We start from the raw sequence: 16,213 nt of genomic DNA, 5'->3' as shown, positions 1-16,213 counted from the left end.
TGATTTTCAGGTGATGAGCGGAAATCCGCTCATTCGTCCTTCAGGAACATGTCGCGGGCGAGCCCGTGGCGCTGCATCTTTTCATTGAAGGTACGGCGTGGCAGTTGCAGCTCGGCCAGCACCGCCTTGATATCACCCTTGTGCCGGGTCAGCGCGGCTTTCAGGCAGTGGGCTTCGAAGGCCTCCTGCTGAGCGGCCAGGGATTGCCCGGCCTCGATGCCTTCCGGTTCCGGCTCGCCAAGGCCGAGTACCTGGCGTTCAGCGACGTTGGCCAGTTCGCGCACATTGCCCGGCCAGTCGTGGCTGAGCAGGCGCCCCAGTTGCGCGCCGCTCAGGGGCTCGACGTTGCGGCCCAGGCGCTCGGCGGCACTCTGTGCAAAGTGGTCGAACAGCAGCGGGATATCTTCGCGGCGTTCACGCAAGGGCGGCAGGCGCAATTGGGCGACGTTCAAGCGATAGGCCAGGTCTTCGCGAAAGCGCCCGGCGCGGGCCTCTTCCAGCAGGTCCGGCTTGGTCGCGGCGATGATGCGCAGGTCGACGTGGATACTTTGGTTGGAGCCCAGTCGCTCCAGTTTCTGTTCCTGCAACACACGCAGCAGTTTCACCTGTTGGGCCAGTGGCATGCTTTCGATTTCGTCGAGGAACAGCGTGCCACCGTGGGCATATTCCAGTTTGCCGATGCGCTTGCCCTGGGCGCCGGTAAACGCGCCGCTTTCGTGGCCGAACAGCTCGGCTTCAAACAACTGCTCGGGGATGGCGGCGCAGTTGAGCGCGACAAAGGGTTTCTTCGACCGAGGGCCAAAATCATGCAGGCAACGGGCGACCATTTCCTTGCCGCTGCCGGTCTCGCCACGGATCAGTACGTTGACCGGCAGGCTGGCCAGGTCCAGCACCTGGCGGCGCAAGGTTTGCAAACCTCGCGACACACCCAGCAGGGTCGTTTCCAACTGCGCCCGATGATCGGCCTGCTGGTGCAGGCGTCGGTTTTCCAGGATCAGCCCGCGTTTGTCCAAGGCTCGGCGCAGGCTGTTGAGCAGGGCGTCGGGGCTGAAGGGTTTTTCCAGGAAGTCGTAGGCACCGTCGCGCATGGCTTCGACGGCCATCGGCACATCGCCGTGACCGGTGAGCAGGATTACGGGCAAATCGGCATCGCGGCGCTGCACTTCGGCCAGCAGCTCCAGACCGCTGAGGCCGGGCATGCGCACATCGCTGAGGATCACGCCAGGGAAATCCTTGGGCAATTGCGCCAGGCAGGCCTCGGCACGGCTGAATAGCTGAACCACAAAACCCGACAGGCTCAGCCATTGCTCGACGGCCGTGCGGATGCTGGCTTCGTCATCGACCACAATCACCGCGTTCAACATAGGTCGGGCGTCTCCAGCGCGATAGGCAGCGTCAGGGTGAACACCGCGCCGTCGCCACGATTGCCGGCGATCAAGCGCCCACCCAATTCGTGCACGATAGCGTAGGACACCGCCAGCCCCAAGCCGAGGCCATCGCCCACAGGCTTGGTGGTGAAGAACGGGTCGAACACACTGTTCAGGTGCTCGTCGGCAATCCCGCCGCCGCTGTCGCTGACGGTCAGCTTCCACAGCTGTTGGTCGGCATGCAGGCGGATTTCCAGGCGTTTGCGCGGTTTATCGGCCATGGCATCGAGGGCGTTGCGCAGCAGGTTGATCAGCACCTGTTCCAGGCGGATCGCATCGCCGCGCACCCAGGCGGGGCGGGTCAGGTCGAGCACCACGCCGATGGATTCATCGCGCAGGCGCGCATCGAGCAGGTGCAGCGACTGGTCGACCACGGTGGCCAGGTCCAGGCGTTCACGCAGGCCGCTCGGGCTTTTGCGCGCGAAGGTCTTGAGGTGGCCGGTGAGGGCGGCCATGCGCGTGAGCATGTCGTCCAGTGGCGTGAGCGCCTGGTAGGCATCGTCGACACGACCGTGATCCAGCAGCAGGCGCAATGTGGCCAATTGCATGCGTTGGGCGGTGAGTGGCTGATTGATTTCGTGGGCGAGGGCGGCGGACATCTGCCCCAGCGCCGCGAGCTTGGCCGATTGCACCAGGCCATCCTGGGCCGTACGTAGCGCCTGGGTGCGTTCTTCCACCAGTTGCTCAAGCTCTTCGCGACTGCGCTGACGCAAGCGGGCCAGGCGCCAACGTTGGGTCAGGAACAGCACCAGGAACACCAGCGCCAGCCAGGAACCGGCGGCGGCCAACCCGGCGTTGCGCTGATCTTCAAAGGCGAACTGCGGCTTGCGCAGCAGGTGCAGGGTCCAGCCTTCGGCCTTCAGCGGCAGAGATTCCCAGATGTAATTGGCACTGCCATCCGGACCGTTGACGCGCATCAAATGGCTGTTTTCGTCGAAGCGTTGCAGGATGCTGGTTTCCAGCGCCTGCAGGTGTTTCTTGTCGTATTGGCGTGTGGCTTTCAGCTCGGCAAGGTCGCTGGCCGTCAACGGTCGCAGGTTGCGGTAACGCCAGCCGGGTTGATTGGCGATGAACACGATGCCACGCGCATCGCTGACCAGCAGCAGGTCATTGCCCTGGGCCCATTCGCGCTCAAGTTCGGGGAACTCCAGTTTCACAACCATCGCACCGAGGAACTGTTCGTGTTCGTCGACCACCGCGCTGGAGAGGAAGTAACCGGGGATGCCGGTCGTTACGCCCACCGCATAGAAGCGCCCGGTGCCCTGGCTCAAGGTCTGGCTGAAGTAGGGGCGAAACGCGTAGTTGTGCCCCACATAACTGCTCGGCAGGTTCCAGTTGCTGGCGGCCACGGCCAGGCCGGTGCGGTCCATCAATTCCAAGGTGGACGACTGCGCCGCGCCGTTGATGCGCTCCAGTTTGCGGTTGAGCAGGTCCTGGGTCTCGGTATCCAGCGGGCCCTTCAAGGCATTGATCATCTCCGAGTCCAGCGCCAGCACCGCAGGCAGGGCGCGGTAGCGTTCGATCAGGGTATGCAGCGAGTTGGCGTACAGCGCGAGCTGCTGATTGGCACGGGCGGCGTCGTCCACCAGCGCCTGGCGTTCGGCATGGCGCGTGGCCCAGGCTGCGGCCAGTAGCGCGCCGGCGATGATCAGCAGGGAATAGAAGGTCAGGCGCAGGGGGCGAGGGATCACGATCATACGGTGAGGGGCAGGCACGGTAAGGGAGTGCACCATACCATGAGCCATAAAAAAGGCGACTGGGCCATGGCCACAGTCGCCTTTATGTTTGCAGGGGAAGCGCTTACTGCACTTCTACCGCCAGGCTTTCACTGATCTTTTTCTGCCAGATGGCAGGACCGGTGATGTGCACGGATTCGCCTTTGCTGTCGACAGCAACGGTGACCGGCATGTCCTTCACGTCGAACTCGTAGATCGCTTCCATACCCAGCTCGGCGAAGGCCACCACGCGCGACTTCTTGATGGCTTGCGCCACCAGGTAGGCGGCGCCGCCCACGGCCATCAGGTACACCGCCTTGTGGTCCTTGATCGCTTCGATCGCAGTCGGGCCGCGCTCGGATTTGCCGATCATGCCCAGCAGGCCGGTTTGTTCGAGGATCTGACGGGTGAACTTGTCCATCCGCGTCGCGGTGGTCGGGCCGGCTGGGCCAACCACTTCTTCGCGCACCGGATCAACCGGGCCGACGTAGTAGATGAAGCGACCTTTCAGATCAACCGGCAGGGTTTCGCCCTTGTTCAGCATCTCGACCATGCGCTTGTGCGCGGCGTCGCGACCGGTGAGCATCTTGCCGTTGAGCAATACGGTTTCGCCCGGCTGCCAGCTCTGCACTTCTTCCGGGGTCAGGGTGTCGAGGTTGACGCGACGGGCCGATGGGCCGGCTTCCCAGACGATTTCCGGGTAGGCGTCCAGCGGTGGGGCTTCCAGCGATGCCGGGCCCGAACCGTCGAGCACGAAGTGCGCGTGACGGGTGGCGGCACAGTTGGGGATCATGCACACCGGCAAGGACGCGGCGTGGGTCGGGTAGTCCATGATCTTCACGTCGAGCACGGTGGTCAGGCCACCCAGACCCTGGGCGCCGATGCCCAGTTGGTTGACCTTCTCGAACAGCTCCAGGCGCATCTCTTCGATACGGTTCTGTGGGCCGCGCTTTTTCAGCTCGTGGATGTCGATGGATTCCATCAACACTTCCTTGGCCATCACCGCAGCTTTCTCGGCGGTGCCGCCGATGCCGATGCCGAGCATGCCCGGTGGGCACCAGCCGGCGCCCATGGTCGGAACGGTCTTCAATACCCAGTCAACGATCGAGTCGGACGGGTTGAGCATGGCCATTTTCGACTTGTTCTCGGAACCGCCGCCCTTGGCCGCCACGTCCACTTCCACGGTGTTGCCCGGGACGATGGAGTAGTGGATGACCGCCGGGGTGTTGTCCTTGGTGTTTTTGCGCGCGCCTGCCGGGTCGGCCAGGATAGAAGCACGCAGGACGTTTTCCGGCAGGTTGTAGGCGCGACGCACGCCTTCGTTGATCATGTCGTCCAGGCCCATGGTGGCGCCATCCCAACGCACGTCCATGCCCACGCGCACGAACACGGTAACGATACCGGTGTCCTGGCAGATCGGGCGATGGCCGGTGGCGCACATGCGCGAGTTGATCAGGATCTGGGCGATGGAGTCACGGGCCGCTGGCGATTCTTCGCGCAGGTAGGCTTCGTGCATGGCCTGGATGAAATCCACGGGGTGGTAGTAGGAAATGAATTGCAGGGCGTCGGCAACGCTCTGAATCAGGTCGTCTTGCTTGATCACGGTCATGAGTCGCGCTCCTCTATAAGGGAACATTCAATAAAGGTGGGCTCAGTGTTGCATCGGTCGGCTGAGCTCACCTTTCCAAGGCACGCCAAAATGGTGCAGGCGCGACGCTAAAAAGGCGCGGCAGTATAACCCGGCTCGGTGGCCGATACACCCGACTATGGTCAAACTGTCGCAGGCATGATTCCCTGTGCGCGCCCCTTGTGATTGAGCCCTTATATGCCTGAACTCTACGTCGGCGAACGCCATTGGTCGGTATCTTCCGGCAGCAACCTGCTGGATGCCTTGAACCAGGCCGGTGTGGCCGTGCCCTACAGTTGCCGCGCCGGCAGTTGCCATGCGTGCCTGGTGCGATGCCTGGGGGAGGTCGAGGACAAACAACCCGAGGCCTTGAGCCCGGCGCAACGCCAGGACGGCTGGCGCTTGGCTTGCCAGTGCCAGGTGAGCGGGGACCTGCGCGTTGAGACCTTTGACCCGGCGCGTGACGGGTTGCCAGCCCAGGTGGTGGGTGTGGATTGGTTGAGCCCGAGTGTGCTGCGCCTGCGTCTGCAGCCTGAACGTGGCCTGCGCTACCGGGCCGGGCAGCACCTGGTGTTGTGGGCGGGACAAGTGGCGCGGCCCTATTCCCTGGCGAGCTTGCCCCAAGATGACCCGTTCCTGGAGTTTCACCTCGATTGCCGTCTGCTTGGCGAGTTCAGTGATCTTGCTCGCCAGTTGCAACTGGGCGACCGTCTGCGTCTGGGCGAATTGCGCGGTGGTGCGCTGCAATACGATCCTGACTGGCAAAGTCGGCCGTTGTGGCTGCTGGCATCCGGCACCGGCCTTGGCCCTCTTTGGGGGGTGTTGCGTGAGGCCTTGCGCCAGGATCATCAGGGCGACATTCGCGTGATTCACCTGGCCCATGATGCAGAGGGGCATTACCTGGCCGAACCCCTGGCGCAACTGGCGGCACAGCATCCCAACGTGACGGTGGAGCTGTGGACGGCGGCGCAGGCGACCCAGGCATTGGCGCAACTGCGGCTTGTTTCGCGGCAAACTCTGGCTTTACTCTGCGGGCACCCGGCCAGTGTCGAGGCGTTTTCCAAGCGTCTGTTCCTGGCGGGCCTGCCGCGCAATCAACTGCTGGCCGATATGTTCCTGCCCCGTGGTTGAGCGCTGAATTCTACAGCCGCGAGATTCGCCATGACCGATGCCATCCTGCAACACCGCGAACGCGGGTTGCTGACCTTGCAGCTCAATCGCCCCGACAAGAAAAACGCCCTGACCCGCGCCATGTACACGCAACTGGCCGAGGCCCTGGAGCAGGCCGATGCGGATGAGGGCATCCGCTGCGTGCTGATTCAGGGCAACAGTGACTGTTTTACCGCAGGCAACGACATTGGCGATTTTCTTGAACAGCCGCCCAGCGATCTCGACAGTCCACCGTTTTACTTCATGAAAAGCCTGCTCAACTGCCGCAAACCGGTGATTGCCGCCGTGGCGGGCGCTGCGGTGGGTATCGGCACGACCCTGCTGCTGCATTGCGACCTGGTCTACATCAGCCGTGATGCACGGCTGCGCATGCCATTCGTCAACCTGGGGCTGTGCCCGGAGTTTGGTTCAAGTCTGATACTGCCGAGGTTGTTGGGGCACGCGAAGGCTGCGGAATTATTGCTGCTGGGCGAAGGCTTTACCGGCGAGCAGGCGGCAGCCTGGGGGATTGCTACCGAGGCGCTGGGCAGCGGGGAGGCGGCGTTGGCCAAGGCGCGGGAAATGGCCGAGCGGTTTGAGGCCTTGGCGCCGGGTGCGGTGCAGGTGACCAAGCAGTTGATGAAGGGTGTGGATCGTGAGCAATTGCGGCAGGTGATTGAGGAAGAGGGCGCTTTGTTTGTCCAGCGGTTGAGGTCGCCGGAGGCGGTTGCGGCGTTGTCGGCTTTTATCACTCGGCGATGAAGCTTTGGTGATTGGTCTGGCCTCTTCGCGGGCAAGCCCGCTCCCACATTCTGACCGAGTTCCTTCAGGATGTACGCGGTTAACTGTGGGAGCGGGCTTGCCCGCGAAGGGGCCCTCCAAGCCAACACATCAATCGGTTTTAAATGCAAAAAGCCCCGCCATTCACAGGGCGGGGCTTTTGTTTTTCAGCGTGTTACTCAGTACTGCGGGTCGCCCACGTGCAGGATCTTCATGCCGTTGGTGCCACCGGTGGTGTGGTAGCTGTCGCCCTTGGTCAGGATAACCCAGTCGCCTTTCTCTACGACGCCACGTTTGACCAGCTCGTCGATAGCCTTCTGGCTGACTTCGTTCGGTGCCAGCGAGGCCGGGTCGAACGGAATGGTGTACACGCCACGGAACATCGCAGCGCGAGCCTGGGCTTCGCGGTGCGGGGTGAACGCGTAGATCGGCACCGAGGAACGGATGCGCGACATGATCAACGGCGTGTAGCCACTTTCGGTCAGCGCGATGATCGCCTTCACGCCCGGGAAGTGGTTCGCGGTGTACATGGCCGCCAGCGCGATGCTCTGGTCGCAGCTTTCGAACTCTTTGCCGATACGATGGCTGGAGGTCTTGCTGGTCGGGTGCTTTTCAGCGCCGAGGCAGATACGTGCCATGGCTTGCACGGCTTCCAGGGGGTACGGGCCAGCGGCGCTTTCGGCTGAGAGCATCACGGCGTCGGTGTAGTCGAGCACGGCGTTGGCCACGTCGGACACTTCGGCGCGGGTCGGCATCGGGTTCTGGATCATCGACTCCATCATCTGGGTCGCCACGATCACCGCTTTGTTGTGACGGCGTGCGTGCAGGATGATCTTCTTTTGGATGCCGATCAGCTCGGCGTCACCGATTTCCACGCCCAGGTCGCCACGGGCAACCATCACTGCGTCGGAAGCCTTGATCAGGCCGTCGAGGGTTTCGTCATCGGCCACGGCTTCGGCGCGTTCGATCTTCGCCACCAGCCAGGCAGTGCCACCGGCTTCGTCGCGCAGTTTACGGGCGTATTCCATGTCGGCGGCGTCGCGCGGGAAGGACACGGCGAGGTAGTCCACTTCCATTTCGGCGGCGAGCTTGATGTCGGCCTTGTCTTTTTCCGTCAGGGCCGGTGCGGTCAAACCACCGCCACGACGGTTGATGCCTTTGTGGTCGGACAGCGGACCACCGATCAGCACGACGCAGTGCAGTTCAGTCGGGGTCGCGGTTTCGACGCGCATGACCACACGGCCATCGTCCAGCAACAGCTCGTCGCCGACGCCGCAGTCCTTGACCAGGTCCGGGTAGTCGATACCCACGACTTGCTGGTTGCCTTCGGTCAACGGGTGGCTGGTGGAGAAGGTGAATTGATCACCGATCTTCAGCTCGATCCGCTTGTTGGCGAATTTGGCGATACGGATTTTCGGGCCTTGCAGGTCACCCAGCAGTGCCACGAAGCGGCCGTGCTTGGCGGCCAGGTCACGCACCAGCTTGGCGCGAGCCTTGTGCTCGTCCGGGGTGCCGTGGGAGAAGTTCAGACGGGCAACGTCCAAACCAGCCAGAATCAGCTGTTCGAGGACTTCCGGCGAGTTGCTGGCCGGGCCAAGGGTGGCGACGATTTTGGTACGACGGACGGACATGCACAGACTCCTGAGTTCAAGCGCTGAGGAAGGCTACTATGCTCTTTCGTTGTAGTCATTGTTCGTTTGCACTACTTATCGACGATTGACTTGTTTTCGTTGCGGCTGAATACGAACATCCTTGAAGATTTTCGACGGGGGGTCGATACACTGCACAAGACAGGAGAACCCTCATGCGAATTTTGCTCATTGCTGCCCTGGCCGTCAGTGTTGTCGGCTGCACCCGCTGGTCGATGGACCATCATCTGAACAATGCCTACCGCGCCTACAAGGTCGGTGACTGCGAGCGCGTTACCCTGGAGTTGTCCCAGGTCGACCGTGAAAGTCGCACCCGACGTTATGTACAGCCGGAAGTCTCGATGTTGCGCGGCCAGTGCCTGGAACGGCAGAAACTGTTCGTCGACGCAGTACAGACTTATCAATTCATCATCAATCAATACCCGTCGAGTGAGTACGCCTACCGTGCCCGTGCGAGGCTCGACACCCTGCAACAACTGGGGCATTACCCCGGTGCAAGCGTCGCGCAACCGCGTCCAGCGCCCTTGTGATGATATTCGTCATTCAATAACTGGCCCGTCGCCAGTCTTGGGCTATCCTTTGAATGTTCGTTTGTATAAGTTTCTATGCAAACGGATGTGGGGCCCTGACTGGGTGGCTGTCTAGCGACAGGCAATTGCCTGTCGTCGCACCCAGATCCATGGAGAGGGGGCGATTGTCGCCCGTTCCGAATCACTGGCACGGCCGCAGTAATGGCCATTGGATGGCGATCTCAAAATGTTTACCGACCGACGGATCGAGCGGCATCAACTACCCTATTTCCTGCAAGTGTTTAATCGTCTCACCGACAAACCTATCGGGTTTTTGGGCAATGTCTCGGAAGACGGGCTGATGTTAATCAGCCAATTGCCCATGATGGTCGACGTGGACTTCGAACTGCGCTTGAAGATTCCAGGCGCTGACGACACTTTCCACCCCATCGATCTCACGGTGACCTGTCTGTGGAGCCATGAGGACATCAACCCGCAACACTACGATTCCGGGTTCAGGGTGCTCCAGGCGCCCGAGGAATATGGGCAGTTGATCAACGTCTTGGTGAATTACTTCAGCTTTGATCCGTTGCAGGCTTCGGCATAGATGAAGAGAGTTGGCGCGCCCTCATCAGAGCACGCCGGCTTTCTTCCACCCCAGGTAACGTGTGACCAAGGCCGGTCCCAGTTCAGACGGTAAAGTGTCTAGTAAGGACAGGCCCTGGGCGCTGAGCCGGTCGTGCAGTTCGTTGCGGGTATTCAGGTAGTCGATGGTGCCGCTGTAGGCCAAGGCTTCGGGCAGGGTTTGTACGGGGCCTTGGCGTAGTTGATCAAGGGCTTCCTCGCGCAAACTGGCCACCAGCACCCTGTGATGGCGGCTGATGCGATTGACGGCCGTCAGCAGTGTTTCATCATCCTCATCCCGCAGGTTGGATATCACGATCACCAAAGCGCGCCGTTTCTGTCGAGCCAGCAGTTGGCTTGCTGCAGCCTGATAATCGGCAGCCCGGCGAGTGGTATCAAGGTCATATACCGCGTTGAGCAACCGGTTCAACTGGCTACTGCCTTTGACCGGCGCCAGGTAGCGTGGCTGGTCACCGGCAAAGGTGCACAGCCCAACCGCATCCCCCTGGCGCAACGCGACGTAGCTGAGCAGCAGGCAGGCGTTGAGGGCATGGTCAAAGTGCGACAGTTCGTCATCCTGGCTGCGCATGCGGCGGCCGCAATCGAGCATGAACACGATCTGCTGGTCACGCTCATCCTGATATTCACGGGCGATGGGTGTGCGTTGCCGTGCCGTGGCCTTCCAGTCCATCTGCCGCAGGCTGTCACCCTCGCGAAACTCGCGTAACTGATGAAACTCCAGTCCCAAGCCGCGGCGCTGCCGTTGGCGTACACCCAGTTGGCTCAGCCAGTTATCCACACCCTGCAGTTGGGCGCCGTAGAGACGGGCGAAGTCCGGATAGACGCGGGTGGTATCGCTCACGTCGATCAGTCGCCGAGCTGACCACAGGCCCATGGGGCTGGGCAGGAGAATTTCACAGCGGTTGAAACTGAAATGACCACGCCTCAAGGGGCGAAGACGATAACCCAGTTCACTGCGTTCACCGGGGCGCAGGTCTATGGATTGGGGCATGTGCTCGACGAACAACCCGTCAGGGACATGATCGAACACCTGCACGCTCAGTGGCTGCGGGAAGTCATGCTCGAGAGCCAGGCGTATTTCCCCCCAGCGGCCCAGTGCCAGGCTTCCGGGCATTTGTCGTTGCACACGGGGCGAAGGGCGGCTACGCAGACGCATCGCATCCAGCAGCGCGAGCAGTAACAGCGCCAGTAGCAGACCCCACGCGATGGAGTGCAAGGTGTCGGGCACCTTGAACTGCAACGCTGCCGCAATCCCCAGCAGGATGTCCAAGCCCAGCAATACGCCAAGCCAGTTCAACAGCAGACGGGTCGGTTTCATGGGCGCGTCATTGCCGAGGCGCCGGGATCTGATCGAGCAGTTGCTTGAGCACCTGGTCGACCTCCAGCCCGTCGATATCCAGCTCTGGCGCGATGCGTACCCGATGGCGCAGCACTGCCAGCGCGCAACCCTTGATATCGTCCGGGGTGACGAACTCACCACCGCGCAACAGGGCGCGGGCACGTGCGCCACGTACCAGGTCGATGGAAGCGCGTGGGCCAGCGCCGATGGCCAACCCCGGCCAACTGCGCGTAGCGCGTGCCAGCCGCACGGCATAGTCGAGCACTTGTTCGTCGAGTGCCAGTTCACTGGCTATCTGTTGAAGCTGCAGCACGTCTTCGGCCTGCAGCACGGTGCGCAAGGGATGTACATCCAGCATGTCGGCGCGAGACGAGCGGGTGACTTCACGCACCATGTCCAGTTCTTGCTGCGCATCGGGGTAATCCATGCGCACCTTGAGCATGAAGCGATCCAGCTCCGCTTCCGGCAGGGGGTAAGTACCTTCCTGTTCAATAGGGTTCTGGGTCGCCAGCACCATGAACGGTTGACCGATGGGCAACGCCTCGCCTTCGAGGGTGACTTGCCGCTCCTGCATGGCTTCGAGCAAGGCTGCCTGGGTCTTGGCCGGGGCACGGTTGATTTCGTCGGCCAGCAACAAATGGGTGAACACCGGCCCTTTGCGCAACTTGAACTGTTCAGTGTGCAGGTCATACACGGCGTGGCCGGTGACATCGCTGGGCATCAGGTCCGGGGTGAATTGAATTCGTGCGAAATCCCCCTCAAAGCAACGTGCCAGGGCACGCACCAGCAGGGTTTTCCCCAGCCCCGGCACGCCTTCGAGCAGCACATGGCCGCCGGCGATCAACGCGGTCAGGACATCGTCGATCACCGGATCCTGGCCAATCACCGCCTTGCGCAATTCCGTACGCAGGTCCTGGGCTTGCCTGCTGGCACGTTGCAAGGTTTCGCTGGTCAGGGCAGTGGCGCTTGGAAGTTCGCTCATAGGGCATTCCTGAGGGTTTGCAGGCACGCGACCTGCCGGCTGAAATCGGCACTGGAAAGCCGTTTCTGCGGGAGTGGGTCAAGGACCTGGCTGATGACATGAAGGGGTTGGCGCGTCAGGTGTTCAAGCACCCGGCACTGAGCTGCACTGTCGAGGTGTTCAAAACCGGGGTGACGGTGCCGGGCCGCGCGCAGGATATCGCGCTGCAAAGCATGCAGCAGCGTGCCCTGGCCGCTGCGGCGCAGCAGGAAGTCGGCGCTGGCTTTAAGGTGTTCCTGCAATTGGCGGCGAGCATTGGAGGTTGGAGATCGAGTCGGGCCTTGACGCATACCGGCCCGCCACAGTGCCAGGGCTATCAGCGAAATAAGTGCGATCAGGGCCTGGGGAAAATAGCGCATCAGTAACGTGAACAGGTCGTCGAAGTCACTGTTGAACAACAGGGTCACGGCCGTGCCCTGATTCAGGTACCACAGTAGCCAGGCATTGTCGTGCTTGCCGATGTTCGGGGTTTTCCACAGGTCACTGTCGGTGATCACTGTGACGCTGCCTTCCCCGAGGTCGAGTTGCATCAGGTGGCTCGACCTTGAGCTGTTGGCGGAAAATTGGGCCTGGTGCCTAGGGTCGGTGAGATTGAAATCCGTGTCGAAACTGAAGTACGCCGAGGCGGTTTCATTGTCGACGTAGAGTTTGGTGAGGTCCTGGCTTTTGTTTTTAAGGGGCTTTTTACTTGAAGGCGCAGGTTCCTCAGGTTCGTCACTCAAGGTTTGGTGGATATGCAAGCGATCGAGCAGCAGGTCGCCACTTTTGCCAGTCTCCTCATCCCACAACGCCTCGGCCACCAGCAACAGATGACCACCGGATTTGGCCCAGCTCAGCAGTTGCTCTACCTGGCGGGGTGACATGTTGCTGCGCTCGCCGAGCAGCAACAGGCTGTTGCCCTTGCCCAGTAGGGTAGTCAGTCGCTCCAGGCTGTTGGCGTGCTCAACGGCCACGCCTTGTTGGCGTAGAAAGTGTTCGGCTGCCAAGTAGGGGTTGGCCAAGGCTTCTGGAGAAGGGCCACGATCCACCACCTCGTCGTAGGGAATTGCCTTGGTCCACACGTAGAAGGCACCGGCTCCAAACACGCATGCCAACAATAGCCCGACCCACAGTAACGGCCGGTTCATTGATTGCTCCCCGGATTGAACAGGGTGCGCCAATCACTGCACAGTTTTTGCTGGGCTGAGGGGGGAGGCAGGTGATGACCGTAGGCAAGGTTCTGCCAGTGTTGGGTCAACTCATCGCTGAAAGCCAGGAGCTGCGGTTGTTGCAACCGTTGAACCCGCTCCAGGACCTGGCCTTCGGTATCAGCGCTTTTCAGCGGCACATTGAAATCATGCAACAACCGACTGAGCAGGCCTCGATACAGTAGGCCAAGGGCTTCCCTGGGATGGGTGGCCCACAAATGCTCGGCGGCACTGGCCACATCGTCGGGCAACGTCTGCGTGTCCAGTTCAAGGCCGAACAGTTGCGTGGGAGCGGGGCCGCCAACCTTGATCGTGTGAGGCCTGCGCCGACTGACAAAGGTGCGCAACCACTCACGATAACGCCACGCCAGCAGGAACAGGGCGCCGATCAGAAGCCCCCACAACAGCACCTCCAAACCCAGGGCGATCGACTTGAAAGTATTGCTGTTGAAGTTATCCAACAGCGCCTTCAGCCAGTCCGGAAGCTTGCCGTCGCTGTGAGCTTTGTTTTTAACCGACGGTTTTTCCTCGCCAAAGCGATAGCGCGTGACGGTTTCCGGGTTCTTGAAGGGGGGCTTTTCCAGTAGGGACTGGACAGATTGGCTTGCGCTCTGAGTGCTCAGTGGTTTTGAGGGGCTGGACGTTTCTGCCATGACGTGCGCGCTGAATGGCAGCAGCGTCAGCCCGATCATCAGCAACAGCAGCGGCGCCACATTGCTCAGACGTTGACGGAGGCGACGGAAGACCAACTCCAGGTCCCAGGCCTCCAATACAGTGCGGCGGTTGAGGTAGAGGCTGAAACCGCAGGCTACATAGATGGGTTCCCAAAACACCAGGATCAAGGCGTAGAAGGCGTTGCCCAAATGTTCCAGCCATAACCCTTCCGAGCTTGTCGCCAGTACCAGGCGCTGCCAATCCCAATCCATCTCGACGTTTTGGGGAATGAATAGGTAGAAGAGCGCCATGCAACCGAACCACAAGCCGATCTCCAGGTGCACCCCAATGGTGGTCAACCAGCGTGCGGCCCCGGCATTACGTTGCTGCAGTATACCCAGTCGTTTTTGGCGTGCGGGCCCATCCAGGCCTTCGAGCTGGCTGACCGGCATCACAAAGCTGCGGCTCAGACTGAACCGGCGCCAGGTCAGGCTGGCCAACAGTTGACCCTTGAGCAGGCGCGGCCACTGACGAACGGCCTGCTTGATGCTGGGTGTTTCGCCAAACAGGGCCTTGGACAAGATATACAGGGGGAGGCGATCAAAGGCCGGCTTGAGCCACCAGAACAGGAACATTGCGGTGGACGGGTACCTCCACAGCAGTGCCGTGAGCACGGCGAACACTGGCAGCGTCACCAACGTCCAACTGCCCATCAACAGCAGGCGATGCTCACGGGCCATCAATACGCCAAGGTCCATCGCCTCCCAGGCAGTACGTGGGCGGATTACCACGCTGGCATCACTGAGGCGCATGGCGAGTCCTTCCGGCAAGGCTCAAGTAAGCGACTACCAGCAGCCACAGCGCCGCGCCAACCAGATATTTGACCCAGGGAGCTATAAGGGTGGTGGATGACCAGTACGCCTCAATGAAGGCTGCGATCAACAGGAAGAGCATGACGCCGCATAATATTTGCACGCTCTTGCGCGCCGCCAGCCGCAGTGATTCGCCGCGGGTCAACTGCCCGGGAGCGATCAGCGCCCAGCCCAGTTGCAAACCCGCGGCACCGGCGAGGGCGATGGCCGTCAGCTCGAAGGCCCCATGCCCGATCACGAATGACCAGAAGGTCTGCCCGTAGCCGATTTCGGTCAGATGCCCGGAGACCGCACCGATGACCAGGCCGTTGAAAATCAGGAAGAACACGCTGCCCAGCCCGAACAGTAATCCGGCAGCAAAGGTCTGGAACGCGATACCGATGTTGTGCATCACGTAGTAGCCGAACATCATCCAGTCTTCGCTCGAGGCACGCTCAGCGGTGCGGCCCAGGTGGCTGGCATCAGGGTCATACATGCCCTGCATCTCGGCAACCTGCTGGGGACTGACGATGCTGTAGGTCAGGTCGGGAAACAGGTAGACCAGCAACGCGATACCCACCAGGCTGCCAAAGAACAGCAGGCTCGCTACCAGCACGAAACGCCACTGTTCCCGCACCAACCGGGGAAAATCGGCAAGTACGAAACTCAGCACATTTGCCGTCAATTGGCTGCGATGGCGGTAGAGTTGTTGATGGCCGCGCAAGGCCAGTTGTTGCAAGGGGTCTACCAAATAGCTGCTGTAGCCACGTTCCTGGGCCAGGGCCAGGTGCTGGCACAGGCGTCGGTACTGATGGGGGAAATCGGCCATGTCACTGGTTTTAACCTTGCCTTGTTCCAACTGTTGCAGGTGTTGGGCAAAGGCCTGCCATTGAGGCTGGTGACGGCTTTCGAAAAGACTCTGCTTCATGTTGGCCCCAACAGGCCACGGGCCACGCCGTTGAGTTGTTCCACGGAGCGGGCCGGGGACACTTGCAACGGGGTAGCGAGAATCGACGCCAACTCGTGAACGCGTTCCGTGGAAAGCTCACCCTGGCGTTCCGCAAAGCCAAGGATGGCCCGTTGTTCACTCAGCTCCAGGGCGAAGGGCAAGCGTAGGGCGGCCGCTTGAGGAATCTTGGGGCGCATGAGCGGTTGTTCCCGGTAGATCACCAGTGTACCGGCGGCCAGGTCGCCCAGGCGCTTGAAATGAGGATGCTGCAGGCAACTGATCGCGCCCAGGAAGTAACCGAAGGGCAGCATGTCGACAAACCGCAGCAGATTACGGATCAGTGACGCGGACCAGCCGACCGGGGTGCCGTCATCGTGTACGACACGCAATCCCATGACTTGCTTGCCGGGCGAACAACCCTGGTTGAGCACCTCGAACAGCACCATGTACCACCAACTGATCAGGAACAGCAGCAGCGAGCCCAGGCCGATGCCAACATTGCCAAGCAAGGCCAATGGCACCAGTAGAACGCCCATCACCACCCCGCGCAACCCCAGGTCGAAGGCAAAGGCCAGCGCACGTGGCATCAGGCCAGCGGGGCGCAGCGGCAGGTCGATGCCCTCCGGGGTTTCGATCTGGTAGCGGGTATCCAATGGGGCTGACGGCATCGCGATCCTTGGCAGTGCAGAGTGGCTGGGAGACACGGATGCT

At 61.3% G+C, this 16,213-nt stretch carries 14 protein-coding genes; 4 read left to right on the top strand and 10 right to left on the bottom strand.

Going from position 1 to position 16,213, the window contains the following annotated elements; translation table 11 throughout:
* Positions 1-29 precede the first annotated feature (29 nt).
* The 3 genes from ACP7EW_RS07800 to ACP7EW_RS07790 all read right to left on the bottom strand — a co-directional run bounded on the left by ACP7EW_RS07800 (position 30) and on the right by ACP7EW_RS07790 (position 4,751).
* Positions 30-1,364, bottom strand: coding sequence for a sigma-54-dependent transcriptional regulator (locus tag ACP7EW_RS07800; protein WP_426216246.1), 1,335 nt, complete (start codon positions 1,362-1,364; stop codon positions 30-32).
* Positions 1,358-3,124, bottom strand: a complete 1,767-nt coding sequence (locus ACP7EW_RS07795; RefSeq protein WP_426216410.1) for an ATP-binding protein — start codon at positions 3,122-3,124, stop codon at positions 1,358-1,360. Before ACP7EW_RS07795 ends, ACP7EW_RS07800 begins: the two co-directional genes overlap by 7 nt.
* A gap of 103 nt (positions 3,125-3,227) precedes the next feature.
* Positions 3,228-4,751, bottom strand: coding sequence for a fumarate hydratase (locus ACP7EW_RS07790; protein WP_016971118.1), 1,524 nt, complete (start codon positions 4,749-4,751; stop codon positions 3,228-3,230).
* A gap of 216 nt (positions 4,752-4,967) precedes the next feature.
* Between ACP7EW_RS07790 and ACP7EW_RS07785 the strand changes: the two genes are divergently transcribed.
* Together ACP7EW_RS07785 and ACP7EW_RS07780 are read left to right on the top strand one after the other, a co-directional pair.
* Positions 4,968-5,900, top strand: a complete 933-nt coding sequence (locus ACP7EW_RS07785) for an iron-sulfur-binding ferredoxin reductase (protein ID WP_426216244.1) — start codon at positions 4,968-4,970, stop codon at positions 5,898-5,900.
* Between the two features lie 30 nt (positions 5,901-5,930).
* Positions 5,931-6,680: an enoyl-CoA hydratase-related protein gene (locus tag ACP7EW_RS07780; RefSeq protein ID WP_426216242.1), complete on the top strand. Its 750-nt coding sequence runs from the start codon at positions 5,931-5,933 to the stop codon at positions 6,678-6,680.
* Between the two features lie 197 nt (positions 6,681-6,877).
* Here the strand turns inward: ACP7EW_RS07780 and pyk are convergent, their stop codons facing one another.
* Positions 6,878-8,329 (bottom strand): pyruvate kinase, encoded by a 1,452-nt coding sequence (gene pyk, locus ACP7EW_RS07775; protein ID WP_038845943.1) that lies wholly within the window; start codon positions 8,327-8,329, stop codon positions 6,878-6,880.
* A 173-nt stretch (positions 8,330-8,502) separates the two neighbouring features.
* On the opposite strand from pyk, the gene ACP7EW_RS07770 reads away from it, so the two are divergent.
* Both ACP7EW_RS07770 and ACP7EW_RS07765 read left to right on the top strand, forming a co-directional pair.
* Positions 8,503-8,877 (top strand): tetratricopeptide repeat protein, encoded by a 375-nt coding sequence (locus tag ACP7EW_RS07770; RefSeq protein WP_426216239.1) that lies wholly within the window; start codon positions 8,503-8,505, stop codon positions 8,875-8,877.
* Positions 8,878-9,103: 226 nt separating this feature from the next.
* Entirely contained in the window at positions 9,104-9,463 is a 360-nt protein-coding gene (locus tag ACP7EW_RS07765; protein WP_426216237.1) for a PilZ domain-containing protein, read from the top strand.
* 24 nt (positions 9,464-9,487) lie between these two features.
* Here ACP7EW_RS07765 and ACP7EW_RS07760 read toward each other — a convergent pair whose 3' ends face one another.
* Genes ACP7EW_RS07760 through ACP7EW_RS07735 form a run of 6 tightly spaced genes read right to left on the bottom strand, consistent with a single transcriptional unit; the run spans position 9,488 to position 16,170 of the window.
* Positions 9,488-10,819 (bottom strand): DUF58 domain-containing protein, encoded by a 1,332-nt coding sequence (locus tag ACP7EW_RS07760; RefSeq protein ID WP_426216235.1) that lies wholly within the window; start codon positions 10,817-10,819, stop codon positions 9,488-9,490.
* A 7-nt stretch (positions 10,820-10,826) separates the two neighbouring features.
* Complete coding sequence (locus ACP7EW_RS07755; RefSeq protein WP_426216233.1) at positions 10,827-11,822, bottom strand: AAA family ATPase; 996 nt, start codon at positions 11,820-11,822, stop codon at positions 10,827-10,829.
* Entirely contained in the window at positions 11,819-12,988 is a 1,170-nt protein-coding gene (locus ACP7EW_RS07750) for a DUF4350 domain-containing protein (protein ID WP_426216231.1), read from the bottom strand. The genes ACP7EW_RS07755 and ACP7EW_RS07750 overlap by 4 nt, the downstream gene beginning before the upstream one ends.
* Positions 12,985-14,514, bottom strand: a complete 1,530-nt coding sequence (locus ACP7EW_RS07745) for a DUF4129 domain-containing protein (RefSeq protein WP_426216229.1) — start codon at positions 14,512-14,514, stop codon at positions 12,985-12,987. The genes ACP7EW_RS07750 and ACP7EW_RS07745 overlap by 4 nt, the downstream gene beginning before the upstream one ends.
* Positions 14,501-15,481 carry a stage II sporulation protein M gene (locus ACP7EW_RS07740; protein ID WP_426216227.1) on the bottom strand — a complete coding sequence of 327 codons (981 nt, stop codon included), beginning with the start codon at positions 15,479-15,481 and terminating at the stop codon, positions 14,501-14,503. Before ACP7EW_RS07740 ends, ACP7EW_RS07745 begins: the two co-directional genes overlap by 14 nt.
* Positions 15,478-16,170 carry an RDD family protein gene (locus ACP7EW_RS07735; protein ID WP_426216225.1) on the bottom strand — a complete coding sequence of 231 codons (693 nt, stop codon included), beginning with the start codon at positions 16,168-16,170 and terminating at the stop codon, positions 15,478-15,480. The genes ACP7EW_RS07740 and ACP7EW_RS07735 overlap by 4 nt, the downstream gene beginning before the upstream one ends.
* Positions 16,171-16,213: the final 43 nt, after the last annotated feature.

This window comes from Pseudomonas sp. DWRC2-2 (assembly GCF_049897885.1).
GTDB lineage: Bacteria > Pseudomonadota > Gammaproteobacteria > Pseudomonadales > Pseudomonadaceae > Aquipseudomonas > Aquipseudomonas azotoformans_A.
Note: the sequence above shows the minus strand (reverse complement) of the source record. Positions and strands in the feature narration are given on the sequence as shown.

What these genes read in the sequence shown, in the direction of transcription:
- ACP7EW_RS07785 (WP_426216244.1), top strand. Translation starts at nt 4,968, where the DNA reads ATGCCTGAACTCTACGTCGGCGAACGCCATTGGTCGGTATCTTCCGGC.
- ACP7EW_RS07790 (WP_016971118.1), bottom strand. Translation starts at nt 4,751, where the DNA reads ATGACCGTGATCAAGCAAGACGACCTGATTCAGAGCGTTGCCGACGCC.
- ACP7EW_RS07780 (WP_426216242.1), top strand. Translation starts at nt 5,931, where the DNA reads ATGACCGATGCCATCCTGCAACACCGCGAACGCGGGTTGCTGACCTTG.
- ACP7EW_RS07795 (WP_426216410.1), bottom strand. Translation starts at nt 3,124, where the DNA reads ATGATCGTGATCCCTCGCCCCCTGCGCCTGACCTTCTATTCCCTGCTG.
- ACP7EW_RS07755 (WP_426216233.1), bottom strand. Translation starts at nt 11,822, where the DNA reads ATGAGCGAACTTCCAAGCGCCACTGCCCTGACCAGCGAAACCTTGCAA.
- ACP7EW_RS07745 (WP_426216229.1), bottom strand. Translation starts at nt 14,514, where the DNA reads ATGCGCCTCAGTGATGCCAGCGTGGTAATCCGCCCACGTACTGCCTGG.
- ACP7EW_RS07765 (WP_426216237.1), top strand. Translation starts at nt 9,104, where the DNA reads ATGTTTACCGACCGACGGATCGAGCGGCATCAACTACCCTATTTCCTG.
- ACP7EW_RS07740 (WP_426216227.1), bottom strand. Translation starts at nt 15,481, where the DNA reads ATGAAGCAGAGTCTTTTCGAAAGCCGTCACCAGCCTCAATGGCAGGCC.
- ACP7EW_RS07750 (WP_426216231.1), bottom strand. Translation starts at nt 12,988, where the DNA reads ATGAACCGGCCGTTACTGTGGGTCGGGCTATTGTTGGCATGCGTGTTT.
- ACP7EW_RS07800 (WP_426216246.1), bottom strand. Translation starts at nt 1,364, where the DNA reads ATGTTGAACGCGGTGATTGTGGTCGATGACGAAGCCAGCATCCGCACG.
- ACP7EW_RS07735 (WP_426216225.1), bottom strand. Translation starts at nt 16,170, where the DNA reads ATGCCGTCAGCCCCATTGGATACCCGCTACCAGATCGAAACCCCGGAG.
- ACP7EW_RS07770 (WP_426216239.1), top strand. Translation starts at nt 8,503, where the DNA reads ATGCGAATTTTGCTCATTGCTGCCCTGGCCGTCAGTGTTGTCGGCTGC.
- pyk (WP_038845943.1), bottom strand. Translation starts at nt 8,329, where the DNA reads ATGTCCGTCCGTCGTACCAAAATCGTCGCCACCCTTGGCCCGGCCAGC.
- ACP7EW_RS07760 (WP_426216235.1), bottom strand. Translation starts at nt 10,819, where the DNA reads ATGAAACCGACCCGTCTGCTGTTGAACTGGCTTGGCGTATTGCTGGGC.